General features: G+C 42.6%; 14 protein-coding genes. 5 read left to right on the top strand and 9 right to left on the bottom strand.

The annotated features are described in order from the left end of the window. The first annotated feature begins 262 nt into the window (after positions 1-262). A complete protein-coding gene (locus PY311_RS04970; RefSeq protein ID WP_286147561.1) occupies positions 263-1,471 on the top strand; it encodes an ATP-binding protein in 1,209 nt (402 codons plus the stop codon). Between the two features lie 266 nt (positions 1,472-1,737). On the opposite strand, the gene PY311_RS04965 is transcribed toward PY311_RS04970, so the two are convergent. Beyond that, positions 1,738-3,693 carry a hypothetical protein gene (locus PY311_RS04965; protein WP_286147559.1) on the bottom strand — a complete coding sequence of 652 codons (1,956 nt, stop codon included), beginning with the start codon at positions 3,691-3,693 and terminating at the stop codon, positions 1,738-1,740. Between the two features lie 240 nt (positions 3,694-3,933). Between PY311_RS04965 and PY311_RS04960 the strand changes: the two genes are divergently transcribed. The 4 genes from PY311_RS04960 (at position 3,934) to PY311_RS04945 (ending at position 6,297) form a co-directional block, all read left to right on the top strand. Continuing rightward, a complete protein-coding gene (locus PY311_RS04960) occupies positions 3,934-4,077 on the top strand; it encodes a hypothetical protein (RefSeq protein WP_286147558.1) in 144 nt (47 codons plus the stop codon). A 138-nt stretch (positions 4,078-4,215) separates the two neighbouring features. Beyond that, positions 4,216-4,485: a hypothetical protein gene (locus PY311_RS04955; protein ID WP_286147557.1), complete on the top strand. Its 270-nt coding sequence runs from the start codon at positions 4,216-4,218 to the stop codon at positions 4,483-4,485. Then, positions 4,467-4,940, top strand: coding sequence for a relaxase/mobilization nuclease domain-containing protein (locus PY311_RS04950; RefSeq protein ID WP_286147556.1), 474 nt, complete (start codon positions 4,467-4,469; stop codon positions 4,938-4,940). The genes PY311_RS04955 and PY311_RS04950 overlap by 19 nt, the downstream gene beginning before the upstream one ends. 142 nt (positions 4,941-5,082) lie before the next feature. Beyond that, the gene (locus PY311_RS04945) at positions 5,083-6,297 is read left to right on the top strand and encodes an ATP-binding protein (protein ID WP_286147555.1); all 1,215 of its coding nucleotides are present in this window, start codon (positions 5,083-5,085) and stop codon (positions 6,295-6,297) included. Between the two features lie 36 nt (positions 6,298-6,333). Here PY311_RS04945 and PY311_RS04940 read toward each other — a convergent pair whose 3' ends face one another. The 8 genes from PY311_RS04940 to PY311_RS04905 all read right to left on the bottom strand — a co-directional run bounded on the left by PY311_RS04940 (position 6,334) and on the right by PY311_RS04905 (position 14,603). Continuing rightward, the gene (locus tag PY311_RS04940) at positions 6,334-6,522 is read right to left on the bottom strand and encodes a helix-turn-helix domain-containing protein (RefSeq protein WP_286147553.1); all 189 of its coding nucleotides are present in this window, start codon (positions 6,520-6,522) and stop codon (positions 6,334-6,336) included. Continuing rightward, positions 6,523-6,864, bottom strand: coding sequence for a hypothetical protein (locus PY311_RS04935; RefSeq protein ID WP_286147552.1), 342 nt, complete (start codon positions 6,862-6,864; stop codon positions 6,523-6,525). It lies immediately after the preceding gene. 170 nt (positions 6,865-7,034) lie between these two features. Next, on the bottom strand, positions 7,035-7,433 hold the full coding sequence (locus tag PY311_RS04930) for an SMI1/KNR4 family protein (RefSeq protein ID WP_286147551.1): 399 nt from the start codon (positions 7,431-7,433) through the stop codon (positions 7,035-7,037). A gap of 10 nt (positions 7,434-7,443) precedes the next feature. Continuing rightward, positions 7,444-7,971, bottom strand: coding sequence for an HNH endonuclease (locus PY311_RS04925; RefSeq protein WP_286147550.1), 528 nt, complete (start codon positions 7,969-7,971; stop codon positions 7,444-7,446). Further along, positions 7,971-11,201: an ATP-binding protein gene (locus PY311_RS04920; protein ID WP_286147549.1), complete on the bottom strand. Its 3,231-nt coding sequence runs from the start codon at positions 11,199-11,201 to the stop codon at positions 7,971-7,973. The genes PY311_RS04925 and PY311_RS04920 overlap by 1 nt, the downstream gene beginning before the upstream one ends. Next, positions 11,201-11,707, bottom strand: coding sequence for a hypothetical protein (locus PY311_RS04915; protein WP_286147548.1), 507 nt, complete (start codon positions 11,705-11,707; stop codon positions 11,201-11,203). Before PY311_RS04915 ends, PY311_RS04920 begins: the two co-directional genes overlap by 1 nt. Next, the gene (locus PY311_RS04910; RefSeq protein ID WP_286147547.1) at positions 11,691-12,293 is read right to left on the bottom strand and encodes a hypothetical protein; all 603 of its coding nucleotides are present in this window, start codon (positions 12,291-12,293) and stop codon (positions 11,691-11,693) included. The genes PY311_RS04915 and PY311_RS04910 overlap by 17 nt, the downstream gene beginning before the upstream one ends. 12 nt (positions 12,294-12,305) lie before the next feature. Beyond that, the gene (locus tag PY311_RS04905) at positions 12,306-14,603 is read right to left on the bottom strand and encodes a dynamin family protein (protein WP_286147545.1); all 2,298 of its coding nucleotides are present in this window, start codon (positions 14,601-14,603) and stop codon (positions 12,306-12,308) included.

Below are 14,603 nucleotides of genomic sequence, written 5' to 3'. Positions count from 1 at the left end.
TTCTGCTGCGCGGCTTCACTTAGACTTTGCATGGCGCGGATCGCCCGGTCAGCTCTGCATTCCTGCTTGTGTAGCGTCATGGAAAAGGGAACACCATTTACCCACTCATACACTCAAAATTGCTTTTAAACTGATGATTTTGTAGTGAAGGGGAAATTTTCGCCATTTTGGCTTGACTTGAATAATTTTGCGATTATAAATCGCAAAATTATTGACTATTATATTTTTGCGCGATATGATGTAGCCAAATGGAGGTGGTCGAATGATTGACAGACCGACTTATACGGAAAAAATCATGGCCTACACGGATGCGCCCTTCGTGAAGATTCTGACTGGTGTGCGCCGCTGCGGAAAATCCACGATTTTGAAGATGATCATGGATAAGCTGCGGGAGCGTGGTGTGCCGACAGAGCAGATCGTCAGCTACCGCTTTGATTCCATGGAATATGAGGATATGACCGCAAGGCAGATGTATGCGGAGTTAAAAGGCCGCCTCAGCCCTAACGGAAAAACCTATTTCTTTCTGGACGAGGTACAGGAGCTCAAGGACTGGGAAAAGGTGGTCAACTCCCTGCAATCGGATTTTGATGTAGATTTGTATGTGACCGGCTCCAATTCCAGAATGATGTCCTCGGAGATCTCCACTTACCTGACCGGCCGATATGTGGCATTCCGCATTTTCACCCTGTCATTTGCGGAGTACCTTAAATTCAAGCGACAGTATGCCGAGGTTGGAAATCCCCGGCAGGAGTTAGCGGACTATATCCGCCTTGGCGGCTTTCCAGCGACCCATTTGCAGAACTACTCTCAGGACGAGATTTACACTATTGTCCGTGACATTTATAACTCCACCATTTTCTCTGACATTGTAAAGCGTAATCAGGTTCGCAAGATTGACCAGTTGGAGCGAGTGGTGAAATACACTTTCAACAATGTAGGGAATACCTTCTCTGCCAAATCCATTTCGGACTATTTGAAGGCGGAGCACCGCACACTGGACAATGAAACCGTATACAGCTACCTTGAGAAGCTGGAGAAAGCCTATTTGCTCCATCGCTGTTCCCGGTATGATTTACAAGGCAAGGAACTGCTGAAAACGCAGGAAAAATTCTATCTGGCAGATACTGCTCTGCGCTACAGCGTCTTGGGCTACAATCCGGACACAGTGGCCGCAAGCTTGGAGAATGTAGTTTATCTGGAGCTGTGCCGCCGGGGGTACGCGGTGAATATCGGTAAGACGAATGATGGTGAAATCGACTTCGTGGCTACCCGGCAGAACGAAAAGCTGTATGTGCAGGTCACGGAGCGAATCTCCACCGAAAGAACCGAGCGCCGGGAGTATGATCGCCTACTGGACATTCGGGATAATTACCCTAAGTATGTGCTTCGGACAGATGACTTTGCCGGCGGCAATTATGAGGGAATCCAAACCATGCATGTGGCAGATTTCCTTTTGTCGGATGCGTTTTGATATAATTTGATATAGCGGTAATACCGCCTACGAAAGTGATTATAAAGAGAAAAATAAGGGCCGCTTTGCGGCCCTTATTTGAGACTGTCGATAAAGTGGTAAATCCTCCGCAACGGTAAGGAAGGGTGTGCGCGGGAAACCCAAGAAGGGTGTCCTGCGCCATTGAAATCCTTAGTTTTCAGAACTTTTATGAAGTTCTGAAAACTTGTTCAGCGGGGAGAAAAGACTTTTTCGACACGCTGAAATAAGGGCCGCTTTGCGGCCCTTTATTTTTTTGATGGAGGAATGTCGAGCGTAGTTTTCATTTGTCCGGTAAGCTGGTACTTTTCGATATGTTTTAAGTACCGCATAAGACAATCCTCTTGCGGAGCTGATGGTGCAGCCTCTGATTGTGGGAAGGTTTCCGGCAGTTTCAACCCTATGTAACAATATGGGGATGGCCCTTTGCGCGAGCGGTGAGGGCGTTTGTAAATGAACTTAGACTTGGAAATTTCTCTGAATTTTTTGTTGAACTGAATTTTGCTGAATTCAGTTTTTCGGCCATTCTGCGTGACTGCAAGAAACTGGCAGTAGCTTTGATAGACTTCGTGCGTGTCACAACAGCAGTCATTCTGCTTCTGGCAGAGTTGGAAGAAAGCGCGAATACACGCGGTTTCTGCTAATGGGGGAGGCGTCCGCTGCACATCAAAGGGGGCGGGATCAGAGATTTTCTGGTCTTTGAGTGTCTTAAGTTTCAGACCATAGGGGATCAATGTATTATAAATCCAAGTCGCATCGGTAGAATTAAGCTCTATAGGTTGGGAGGCGGCTGACTCCGTAAGGGAGAAGTCAAGTATATGAGCCTTTAGTTCTTTTTTATGAAGATATTCCATCGTACTGCTTTTATCTGTAACACATACGATGCACAGCCGGTTATTGTAGTGTTGCAGCGGAGCAAAATCGGATTTGATGGAGATGTGCTTGCCATCAATCAGATTCTGAAGTGTTGGTAAATTACCATTAGAGGGAAGAACGTCGTCCACAAGGACTGTACATTTTCCAGTGCTCTGAGCAAGGAATAGAGAATGCAGATGCGTGGGCTTTGTGATTTGATTTAATGTGGGACAAATGCGCTGTTTGGATTTAGCATAGGGTTTGAAGCTGATATGGGATGCTGTGAAACTAAGTGTTTCAGAAAGGAAAGACTGTAGTGCTGCTTTGTGCGCTTTGGCGTACAGCACAAAAAAACGTATACCATCCGTTAGCGCGGCTTCGGTTAGAAAACTGCAAAACTGGTCTACCAGAGATAAGTTGTTCCCGCAAAGTATATTCAGAAAAGCAGTGATGGAGGGTGAAACTCGACAGGTTTCATCGAGGACAGAAGATGGGAGGCGTTTTGCCTGATAACCAACAGCGGCGTAAGAATTATATGAATCCACCTGCTTGAAGCGGTCTGAATGCGGGTCATAATAAATGGAATGCAGAGTGTAATGGCATTTAGATTGAAAATTCAGGGTATTAGATGGGATAACCTCCTCTGGTTTTACTGTGTGAATTTGAAATGCACTGTCTGGATTTGCTTTGTAGCGCCGCATTAAATCAGAAAAGTACTTCTTCAGAAGTTTCGTTGGAATAAGACTTGCAGATTCAAACAATACCGTCAAAGACGCCAGTTCCAGTACAGATTGAAATTCATTTAGCTCATTAAAAAAATAAAGGTTCTTTTCGGTAGATAACGTAAAAAAGTTCGGTTTTTCTAAATTAGCTGCAATACGCGGTGCATACATTTTAAGCTGATTCATGATGGTAGTAGTGCTATCGTAGGGGTATTTTTCAATCAAAGAGTGTAGGGCATAAAAGAGTTGCCTAAATTCAGGGCAGTCTATATAAGGAAGATTGCAGACATTTATAAGAAAATATCGAAATCCTTTTAGACTAAGTAGGTTGCTTTTTTTTGACAATTCATAGGGATATGAGTAGACGGTATGAATGCTGCCATTGGAAGGATGACGGTAAAAAAATAAAAAAGGATATTCGAGTGCTGGAGGGCAAAAACTGACTTGGCAGAGGGTCAAATAGTTATCGCGTGCATTACAAAAAGTTGTCCATAAATTTACTGCAAGTTCAAAGGCTTGCTGCGGGGTCATAATTGAAACGAAGTTCTTTTCAGGCTGTTTGTAAAAGGCATGTAGATCGTCCATCACAGAGAAAAAACGGTTGGTAAGCGACTGCCGGTTATCCATAAAATATCCTCCCCAAAGCGTGTACCATAAATATAAGTGTACCATAAAAAATGTAAAAGTAGATAGAAATATATGAATAGCTAAGTGGGAACATAATAAAATCAGTGGGCAGTTGGACTTTTTAGATAGTGTAAAAAAACCGAAACACGTGGCTTTTGTAAATTTGTACATCCCCATCAACAGGTCGATAACGCACGCACATGATGCGGCGAATCGATAGTCGAGGGGGCGCCCCATTTAATGGAAACCCATGAAAGAATAGCACTTGACCGTAATCAAAGAGTAGCGCTTCTGCTTCACGTTAATCAACGGCTCTACCAAAAGGGCGAGATTAGCAAGGCTGTTTATGAAGCGGCGAAAGAAAAAATATTGTCAATAAAATGATGAATGCAAGATTAGGTAAACTACAATGGAAAACAGAGCTATATAATTAGATACAAATAAATTAACAGTGTAGTAAAGAGAGGAAACGGATTGTCCGACAAATTCCTCTCTTGCTGTCAGCAACAAGGAGGATAAGAAATGAAGAAAGAAAAAGCGGACAGAAAAATCAGTGTAAGACTAAATGATGAAGCAAATAAGAAAGTGATTGATGCGGTTAATAAAGGCATCAGTAAAAGTGAATTTATAAACAATGCAATTATTGGATGCAATACAACCAATATAGGCGAGTTAAGAACAGCGATGACTCATATATGCAATATTCAAACAGAACTTGAACTGATTACCGATATGACTACCAAAAATGAGATTAGAAAGGAGCTTAATGGACTATGCCATGCCTTAAGATAGTCCCCGAAAGCTATGTAAACTCTGATGCTCTTGATTGCCTGGTACACAAGTACATTTATCCAAAATCCCATACGATCGGGGGCCTCTCTGTTGATCCTGCTCATGCAGCGGAGCAGATGAAACTGGTGAAGAAGCTTTGGCTTAAAGAAGATGGTTGCCAGCTCCTGCATTTCATCCTTGCCTTCAATCCTTGGGAATCTGAGCGGATCAAAAGCGCGGGTGAGTTGATGCCATTGGCTTACGAAGTTTGCGGCTATTTTGCCATTGATTTTCAAGTTATTTTCGGCATCCACTTTGGTAAGACCGGACTTTGGCACATCCATTTTGTTGTCAATTCGGTCAGTTTTGCAACAGGAGAGCGACTTTTGCGGAAAAATTCTATATATTTATCATATAAATACCATATTCAAAGCTGCCTGCCAGATGGTAGAAGCATCCCTATCTATTATAACTGAGTAGCATAGAATCTCTCTGTATAATTTATAAAACACCTCATTTTTTGATTTATAAGTTATATCTTATAAAAAGCTATAATTCAATTGAATTTTCATTTGTATTGTGCTAAAATTAAGACAATACAGAAGGGAGGTATACCCAATGATCAAACGAGAACTCTACATGAGCCGTATCCGGCCATTTATTGGCGGTGAATTGATTAAGGTGATGACTGGTATCCGACGCAGTGGAAAGTCTGTCATGCTGGATTTAATAAAAGAGGAATTGGTAGAGTCTGGAATTGATTCAGCGCAGTTTATTTCAATCAATTTTGAAGATATGCGCTATGCGTATCTGTGCAACGCTCAGGTGCTGCATGAGGAAATATTGCACCGTGCCGAAACAATTCAAGGCAAAGTCTATTTGTTCTTTGATGAAATCCAAGAGGTTAAGGACTGGGAAAAGTGCATTAACTCTCTGCGCGTTGCGCTGGATTGTGACATCTATATCACAGGTTCCAATGCCAAACTGCTATCCGGTGAACTGGCAACCTACTTGGGTGGACGGTATGTAGAGTTTGTAATCTACCCGTTTTCCTTTGCTGAATTTCTGGAACTGTATCGACCAATCGCACCACAGGCATCAATCCAACAGTGTTTTCAAAAGTACCTGCTTTCTGGAGGAATGCCATATCTCGCAAATCTCCGCTATGCAGAGGAACCGTCCCGTCAATATTTAACAGATGTGTTCAATTCCGTGCAACTCAAGGATATTGTCCAGCGCAATAAGGTACGGGATGTTGATTTGTTGGGGCGGATTTTGGCCTATGTGATGGCGAATGTGGGGACAACCTTTTCTGCTACATCGCTGTCCAAATTTTTCAAAAATGAGCAGCGTACCGTTGCCCCGGAAACGATCCTGAACTATATCAAATACTGCTGTGATGCGTTTCTATTCTATCAGGTAAAGAGACAGGACTTACAGGGCAAGCAGATCCTTGCTTCTAATGAGAAGTATTATATTGCCGATCATGGCATCCGCGAAGCTGTTTTTGGCGGCAATATGCGGGACATCAATCTCATTTTGGAAAATATCGTGTATCTGGAACTGCTGCGCCGGGGCTACACAGTAACGGTTGGAAAATATGGAGACAAAGAAGTTGATTTTGTTTGCGATAAACACGGCGAAAAGCTCTATGTGCAAGTGACCTATCTGCTGGCCTCAGAGGAAACAATCAATCGGGAGTTTGGCGTTTACGATAACATCAGAGATAACTACCCTAAATATGTTGTGTCTCTGGATGAGTTCGACATGAGCCGCAATGGGATTAAGCACCGGAATATTAGGGATTTTCTTCTGGCGGATAAATGGGAATAAAGAATGGACGCAGGGAACGTCCCTGCGTCCATTTCATTAACTTTGCGAATTGATTTGCCGCAGAATGAAGTCCTGCACGGCAACCTTTGGAATCCGCCATACCCTGCCATTCCGGTACGCTTTGAGCTTGCCGGTGCTCAGCAGTTCATACATGGCGTTGTATCCGATTCTAAGGATTTCGCAAGCCTCATCTACGGTGAGAATCTCCTGATACTCTTCCAGCATTTATTCTCCCTCCTGACAGCAGCAGCCACCACTGCGGAGGGGACACAACGCTGAATCAGCCACGCAGACTTCACATAAGCATTTGGAAGGCACAGAATTGTTCCTTTGCCGAGTCGGATACAACTTACGGTCATACAGATCTTGTTTTTCAATCTGCTGCATGATAGCAGTTTCCGAGCGTTGAAGGATTACGGCCATCTCTGTAATTCCCACGTTATCGAAAAACATTTCAGATAGCTTTCCCTTATCCTCTTCGCTCCAGCATTCTCCGCGCCGTTCCAATGAAGCAGGGGAGTGGCGCATATTGATGACAGCTTCTCTGAACTCGTCTTGATTCATCATAAATAAATCAACTCCTTTATCATTCTTGATTTATTATGATGTTCGTTGATTATTGCCGATTTTACCTCAGAGTTTCATTTGCCATGTGCATAGAAAAGCGCCAAATAATTCTCCCAAGAAACACGACCTGTCACTCAGCTATCAGAGTGAAATCGAGGTTGTTTTTCTGTTTAGTATAGAGATTCAAGGAATGCAGAAAGGGTACTGCTTACAACAGAAATATCATTTGTCTCGTGATCCCAAAACACGACGGATTTATCTTTCAAGGAATAGCAGATATAATTGCCAAATGGGTCAATTCCAAAAGGCACCAGATTGGTGTCAGAAATAACACTTAAAGCTACAAAAGCAGAATCCGTATCAGATTCGTTACGATTGAAAGAAAGTATAGCGCCAAGGACTTTTTCAACGCTTCCCACCATAAAATTATATTTTTCTGGAGTTGCTGCGTTTGCTTCAATGATAAGTTCTTTCAACTCGTTTGGAAAAGAAATATGACGTTCGTTTTCAATTTCGGTAAATACATTTGCGTCTGCTAATTCAATTTTATATTTCCATTGGATATTCATATTTATCCTCCTATCTACAATCTGAGCCGCCGCCCCAAATGCTTCGTCCTCCAGTATGACGACAGACACTGTGATCGTTTGCATCTACGAGTTGCATTTTACCAGGAATCTCATTGTGATGCCAGGTTAATCCAGAAACTCGAGGTTCGCCATTTTTTATTTGTTCCAACTGGCGAGGTGTAAATTGTTTTGCCAATTCAGGATCTTGTTCGATTCTCTTTGCCAACTGTTGTGTGCAGTATTTGAACTGCTCTGTATCAGATGCATTTCTCAATTCCTTTGGCAAGCGGGTATCGAATTTGCTATCAAATACAGGAAAAATACCTTCTACTTTTTCGCCATTAAGCATAAATGTATGTTTTCGATATGTGACATCTGTACCAGGGTATGTTTGCCCCTCCAATCCTTCGTTAATAGTTGGAATATGACAAGGCGATTTCACTTCTTTGCTGCTGTTTTCAAAGGCTTTCGTTTTATTATTTACTTCATTTGATGCCTTTGTCAATTCTTGGACTTCTTTAATTTCAAAGGGATTCATCACATCACCTCTCTCTTGAGAAATTTCCGCCACGTATCCAAATATTCTGATGGTTTGCCAAAGCGTTCAATTTGCTCACGCAAGATACACTCAACAGCAACATTTTGATCTTGTTCATTCAAGTCAGCCAGCGCAGAATTATTTGCATATACCAGCACATTCTTCCATTCTTCGATAGAATCTGCTTCTTCAGCCTCCTTTTCAACAGAAGGGGAGTAGATTAAATCGTATATTACAGGGCTGATATCACCTAAGGTACACGAGCCATTGAGTCTAAGGGCTTTAAGTGCAGAGATTTTCGTGTGAGACGGAATATCCATGCCGATTATCCATGCAGACAATTCGCTGAGATTCATGTCGAGTCTTTCGCCAGCGGTCTTATTTAGCAGGTTCTGAATAAGCGCCGTTGCTCTGTTACAAGAGAAAGTGGTGCAGTTTTGGGCTTCTCTCTGATAACGATGTTCCTCTCCACGGAATTTTCCTATCTTACAGAGAACTGGTTCAAGCCAGTCATTCTGGTAGACCACTGCAACCCCCTTCGGCAGCTTAGCGATTTCATCTAACTGATTGTCTCTAAGACCTGCGGATTTGCCAGCGAGTCTACGATCCTGCTCGTCAGGAAGTCGCATTATGATTTTGGTGTTAGTGTTTCTGATTGCAGAAATATCTACAGCACTCGGTGACTGATCTGCAATAATAAATCCCTCGCCGTAAGTCCTCATCTCTGCAATAGCATTGGAAAGCATTTCAACAGATTTGCCAGCAATATTGGATCCTTCGGGGTTTTGTTCAGTGGATGTCCTTTTAAGAATGTTATGTGCTTCTTCAAGAACCGTGACATGATGCAATGGAATATTCATGTCGTTACAAGTAGACATTCTATGCTCACTTAGCCTCATAATTAGGATTCCCATAATAAGAGACTTCGTTTCAGTAGAACCTACACGACTAATATCTATGATCACTTTTCCATCAAACAGTTCAGTATTATCAACTTCGTTTGCTGCGAAAATCTGTCCATTTAGTCCGTTGGTGAGTGACTTAATTCTTGTTACGAGAGAGCCGGTATAGTTGCTTTTCACTTCTTCTGAATATGCAGAGTGCTGAATTACATCTACAAGTTCTGTGAGCAGGTCGCCAAAAGTAGGGAACAAGTTATCCGAATATTGGTTAGTAGAATCTGAGAGTTCCCATCCGCAGGATTGGTATGCCTGAAGAATGGCATCCTTCAGGACAGCGGGCATCGCAGCGTACATTGACCAGCACACATTAAAAATTTCAACAAGACGGTCAATATGTTCAAGAATGTGGATGCCTTTAGGAAATTTAAATGGGTTAATCCGAAGCAAGTCTGTAAACTGCGGGTTGGTTCCCAGAACTCGGACATCAGGCGAATTTCCAAATACATTCTTATATTCGCCTTTTGCCGGCTCGATAATCAGATAGTTTATACCAGAGTTATCAAGTTGACGAACGATTTCATATACTGTGTTACTCTTACCAGAACCGGTAGATCCTGTAATAAATGTGTGCATTGCAAGGCTGTTTAGGTTCAACGATACCTTGTTGTTGCATACGTTACCCATATTGAAAATATTGCCAAGGTTAATGGCGGAAGATTGTTTCGTTCTATCGTAGGTTACAATCTCTTTTCCAAAATCAGTATGTTCAATAACAGGCAGACCACAAACAGAATGTCTTGGCAATCCCATGTGAATTGCCAACTCATTGCCACTGACCAAAGAACAAGGTGTTACTTCGATTTCTCCAGCGACTCCATTATAGCGAAAAACAGGGTGAATGAAATTCTTTACATACTGCCCAATTAACTGAGTTTTATCTTTTTGGTACTCGCCCCAGGAATTGATTGCAGCGATTTCTACGCCGGAGTTCTCACCACGCATCAATGCCTTATATGTCGATGCAGCCACTTCGGCGGCGTACTGATCATCAGAGAGGAAGTATGCCGCACACTCATACATGCCCAAACTCTCAAATTCATCAATACGCTTTAGTTGTTTATTGATTCTTTCAAGCGTATCTTCAATGGATTTGTCATGGAGCGTCAGCGTCATGCCCTCAGAGATCCCTTTGGTATAGCCCTCTGTCTTAGAAATCCCGTAATTTACGGTATCGGTAGTTCCATCACTGGAACCTTTGACTGTTGAAAAGCTATTTGTAACGGATTCGTTTGTAGAAGTAGAATCAGATACAGTTTTACTGATTGCAGAACTTAACATTCCGAGTCCGCCAGAAACAACGCCACCAACCGCCAAACTACTTAGACCACCTGTTGGTATGGCAAGAGCTGCACCAAGGATGGATGCGGCAGCTGCAACTCCCTTGATCGTTTTGCCAGCAACGTTTTCACTGGATACAGAATGGGATGTAGATGAACCGCTTGTCTCTGACTGAGTTTTCGATTCGGACCAGTTATCAGTATGTGTTTTGGCACTGCTGTTTCCCTTGGTCTCTGCCATGGAATAGTTAGAGGCATTATTGCTTACATAGTTGACTTGGGTGCTTGCAAACGCAGATAATTGCGTATAAACAGCTTCATAGCCCTTTCTCAGTTCTCTCAGTTGGGCTTGTGTGGTACTATTTGCAATGATGATCCCGGTGTATTTTTCACCCTGCATGGACAACACCAGTTTTTCAAGTCCCTGTACGAAGTTTTGGTTTGTGGCACCATCATGCGCCTTATTGTTAGCAACGCAAGAAACGGCAGAAATACTCTTGGCTTTGATTTTGTCAAGTATTGCTTCCATATCCTCGACAGTATAATCGTCAAAAGTTTTTATGCCGGGGAATTGACCCTTCATTGCGTTTTCTACGGTGTTTTTCAGGGAACTTATGGTTCTATATTCGTCCAGAGATCGAACACCCATATAGAAATCTGTTTTGACACCATCACTATCTATGATGATGAAAACCGCACTATCAGTAATGGACAATGCGTTGAATACGCTTGCAAATTTGTAAGTAGCCAATTCGTCTTTTTCATAAACCATTTCTGTGATTTTGAAAAAGCGAACATTGTCTCGTATATTTGATTCCAGTACGCTCTTGCTCAATGGAACGATTTCCATGTTGGAAAGTTCTGAAACATAATTCTTTAGAACCACATCATCGACGACTTTTAAGGCTGCTTGATAGCCATCGGCAATATTTGTATATGATGGAGTGGGGACAGACGGGCTATTATGTACGTTCTCTGGAAGATTCTCCATTATGCATCCCCCTTATCGCTGACAATCAGCGCGATACCGGCGGCTGCAACAATAACACCACCAATAGTCAAAACGGCATGAGAAGTGCAGATACCTGCAACTGCTGATACGGCGCCCACGGCGGTGACGCCCACTCCGATCTGCTTCTGAGTGATGTGGCTTTGATATGGAGTATGATTTGTCTCAGTACGAATTTTATTTGCCTTTTCTTTGTAAAGAAAACGTACCATACTCTTCAGCAAGTCGATTCGTTCTTTAGAAAAGCAATTTACAACAGTGACCATTTGCTGATTGAGATAATCTTCATTCCAAGAAGAAACATCAAAGTTTAGAACTTCTCCATCGTGGTCTGTATAGATGTTTCCCATCTTTTCGGTGGCGTAGCGTTCCATTTCATCGAACTGTGCCGCGGTAGGGTCTACTAACAGACTATCCTTCAGCATGATGCGGACACGCATCATTTTACCGGATTGGACCGCTTCCATAAATTCATTCGTTATAGCCATGACGAGCCTCCTGTCTATTATCCTTATAAACTTTTGCCGCTTTAAGAATTTCTCTTGCAGCACGTTCCATATCGTCAACATTAGTTGCTTTCCAAGTGCGTCGTGAACTGACCTCGACCATAATATCCTGAATTATACCACCTTCATTTTGGAGTACCCTCAATGCCTTTTGACGCGCTTCTTTGGCTTGAGGAGATACTCCTCTGTTAATCGATGGCGAGGCGGATCGTGATGAAGACAGCGGACGGGTAGATTGCTCTGTCCTCTTTTTCCGTATTTTTGCCGCTTCAGTTTCCAGAACTTTGGAGACAACTTTTTTCAAGTGATCGATCCGTGTCTTAGAAAAATTAGTGACCAACCGTACTAATTCTTCATTCATTACATCTCGATTCCACTTGGATATGTCATTTTCAAGATATTCGCCATCAAACTGGGTAAATAGATCCGGGAGATGACCGCTTGCGTAAGAAAGCATTTCATCGAACTGGGCGAGGGTCGGATCGACCACAAAGGAATCCTTGAGCATAATCCTTGTCCGTAGCAGATTTTTATCTGCTACGGATGCTTTGAATTCTTGTGATACCATATGATAACCTCATTAAATATCCAGAATCGATTTTGTCTTGCTCTGGATTTCTTCAAGCCATTTCAGCTTAGACTGGGATTCGCGGATTCTGCGCTCAACATCCTTTTGATCGTTAGCGCAATCTTCCAGTTCTTTTAATTTGCACTCCAGCACATTGTCAAGTTCGTCAAACTTCTTTGAAAATTCATTCTTGATTCTCTTAGTTTGCTCTTTTGCATATGCAACTGCGTTATTACTGTTTTCATAGAGCTGTTCCTGAATTGGAGCAAAGAAGCGTTGGGCGAGTTTTTCACCATCGATGTAGGTGTGTTCGACCCAATCGTAATCGTCAACGATATCGTAATCCACATTGAAATTTGTGCCAAATTTTTTGTTGACCCAACGTCTGAAGCCGAAGATTTCCTTATATTCCCTGTGATTTCCAACAACTTCCCAATTCTTTTCCGTTGTTTCAGCATCACTCAAGAGAACCTCGACATTGGACAAACCGGAAATGTCACCAGCCATCAATTCAAATGGATCGATGGAAATATTACCAACATTTACATCCTGAGCCAGTTCGGAGAGTTTCTTCCTATATTCTTCAAGAAGGTCCGCCGCACTCTTGTAAATATAGTTCCCAATTAGTTCTTCAAGTTTGACTTTGATCTCTGCCTGAAGGTTATCTGCAAATCTTGCGAACTGTCTGCACATTTCTTCAGCTTCGCGCTTGCTCATTTTGACATCACTGGAAGTAAGTTGCTTAGTTATTTTTTTCTGGGCAAACACGATTACATTATCTGCTCTCTTACAAATTTCGCTGTCATAGTTGATTTGCTCGATTCTGCTCTTAAAACGCTTCGCATCTTCGCCGCTGGCAAGTTTCTTCTTGATGATTTCGATATTGGCGAGAATTTCCTGCTGTTTGTCCTGGTTTGCAACAATTTCCTGCTTCGTGGTTTCAAAAGATTTGGCGCTTTCGAGACGCTTAGAGAAAGTATCAACGATGTTCTTGATTTTTGCGGTTTTAGCGTACTTCTGGACATACATCTTAATTGCCATTTCAATAGGAACAATACCGCAATGAATCAGAGCTTCTTCATTGATATCATGGTTGTTTCTTGCATTCGCAAGGCGGGTCTCCATTTCACCGCGCACGGAAGGGGTAAGCGGTGAAAATTTTTCAAAATGCATCTCAGGATTTCGATTGAACTTGCGGACCTTACCCTTAGCCTCATATACCTCATCATCGTCATCATCGTCGCTTTCAGCTAAAATGGTCCTGATGTTGAGTGCGGTGAGAGCAGAAGCGGGATAAATGTTTGCATTTTCAATGCCGTTATCGCGCAGGTAATCACGAACCTTTGTGATAGCCGCCTCAATGCTGTCTTCACCCTTTTTGAAGTCATCCAGCTTGTTTACTACAAAGATAAAGCGATCACGAGATTGCTTTCCGCCAACCTTCATGCTGTCAGCAACATGACTAAGCAGGTTGTAGTCATCATTTACAGCAAGCTGAGTTGCATTCAAGATATACAGAACGACAGTTTTGGAGGATTCGGAGAGCATACGGTAAGTTGCCGCTTTATGTTCCGGGTCTCTCGAATTGTTCGGACCGGGAGTATCTACAAGAACAAGAGAGACATCCTCAGCTGTGACAAATGGAATGTTACCTTCAACATGGATTTTAGAGACTTCAGGATTACTATTCAAGGAATCCATGATTTCAAAGGTCAGTTCCGGATGCGTCTGGATCAGATTACCGCTACTGTCATAGACTTTAGCCATAAAATGGTCAGCATCGTTGTCCTTGATTTCTGTAATGGTTGCAGTGCAGGCTTCCTGCTTTGCAGGCATAAGTTTCTGGCGGAGAAGCGCGTTGATTAAGGTGGATTTGCCGGCACTCATTGTTGCAACAACATTCACTTCAAAATCGCTGCTCTTTGCCATATTAAATGCTTTGACCACATCGGGTTGTTTAAGTTCATCAAAAGGTCCAGCCTGAATTTTATCGAAGATATCATCGATGGCAGCTTCTTTATCAGAGACTTCCTTGGCGGGGATGTGTTCCAGTTCAATGTTTAAGCCCTTTTTCTTTGCTTCACGAGCCATTGCTTCAACATCTTCATAGTCAAGAATCGTGCCGTGAAATTTGATTTTAAAATCACGACTGCTGCATTCCTCAAAGAGAATATCAGGCAATTCCTCAATCCATTCTTGGAGTCGGCGGTCGCCAAAATTCAGGCGGCTGTTCTGCTTTGGTGCCGCACCATCGATTGTAATGGAGGTTTCCAGACGATATGGGTTATACTTGATAAAAATTTCTCTCAT

Source organism: Neopoerus faecalis (genome assembly GCF_029218125.1).
Taxonomy (GTDB): Bacteria; Bacillota; Clostridia; order Oscillospirales; family Oscillospiraceae; genus Oscillibacter; species Oscillibacter faecalis_A.
Note: the sequence above shows the minus strand (reverse complement) of the source record. Positions and strands in the feature narration are given on the sequence as shown.

Coding starts and splice junctions, on each gene's coding strand:
- PY311_RS04940 (WP_286147553.1), bottom strand. CDS start 6,522: ATGCTGGAAGAGTATCAGGAGATTCTCACCGTAGATGAGGCTTGCGAA.
- PY311_RS04915 (WP_286147548.1), bottom strand. CDS start 11,707: ATGGCTATAACGAATGAATTTATGGAAGCGGTCCAATCCGGTAAAATG.
- PY311_RS04910 (WP_286147547.1), bottom strand. CDS start 12,293: ATGGTATCACAAGAATTCAAAGCATCCGTAGCAGATAAAAATCTGCTA.
- PY311_RS04905 (WP_286147545.1), bottom strand. CDS start 14,603: ATGAGAGAAATTTTTATCAAGTATAACCCATATCGTCTGGAAACCTCC.
- PY311_RS04960 (WP_286147558.1), top strand. CDS start 3,934: ATGGAAACCCATGAAAGAATAGCACTTGACCGTAATCAAAGAGTAGCG.
- PY311_RS04935 (WP_286147552.1), bottom strand. CDS start 6,864: ATGATGAATCAAGACGAGTTCAGAGAAGCTGTCATCAATATGCGCCAC.
- PY311_RS04920 (WP_286147549.1), bottom strand. CDS start 11,201: ATGGAGAATCTTCCAGAGAACGTACATAATAGCCCGTCTGTCCCCACT.
- PY311_RS04945 (WP_286147555.1), top strand. CDS start 5,083: ATGATCAAACGAGAACTCTACATGAGCCGTATCCGGCCATTTATTGGC.
- PY311_RS04965 (WP_286147559.1), bottom strand. CDS start 3,693: ATGGATAACCGGCAGTCGCTTACCAACCGTTTTTTCTCTGTGATGGAC.
- PY311_RS04955 (WP_286147557.1), top strand. CDS start 4,216: ATGAAGAAAGAAAAAGCGGACAGAAAAATCAGTGTAAGACTAAATGAT.
- PY311_RS04970 (WP_286147561.1), top strand. CDS start 263: ATGATTGACAGACCGACTTATACGGAAAAAATCATGGCCTACACGGAT.
- PY311_RS04950 (WP_286147556.1), top strand. CDS start 4,467: ATGCCATGCCTTAAGATAGTCCCCGAAAGCTATGTAAACTCTGATGCT.
- PY311_RS04930 (WP_286147551.1), bottom strand. CDS start 7,433: ATGAATATCCAATGGAAATATAAAATTGAATTAGCAGACGCAAATGTA.
- PY311_RS04925 (WP_286147550.1), bottom strand. CDS start 7,971: ATGAATCCCTTTGAAATTAAAGAAGTCCAAGAATTGACAAAGGCATCA.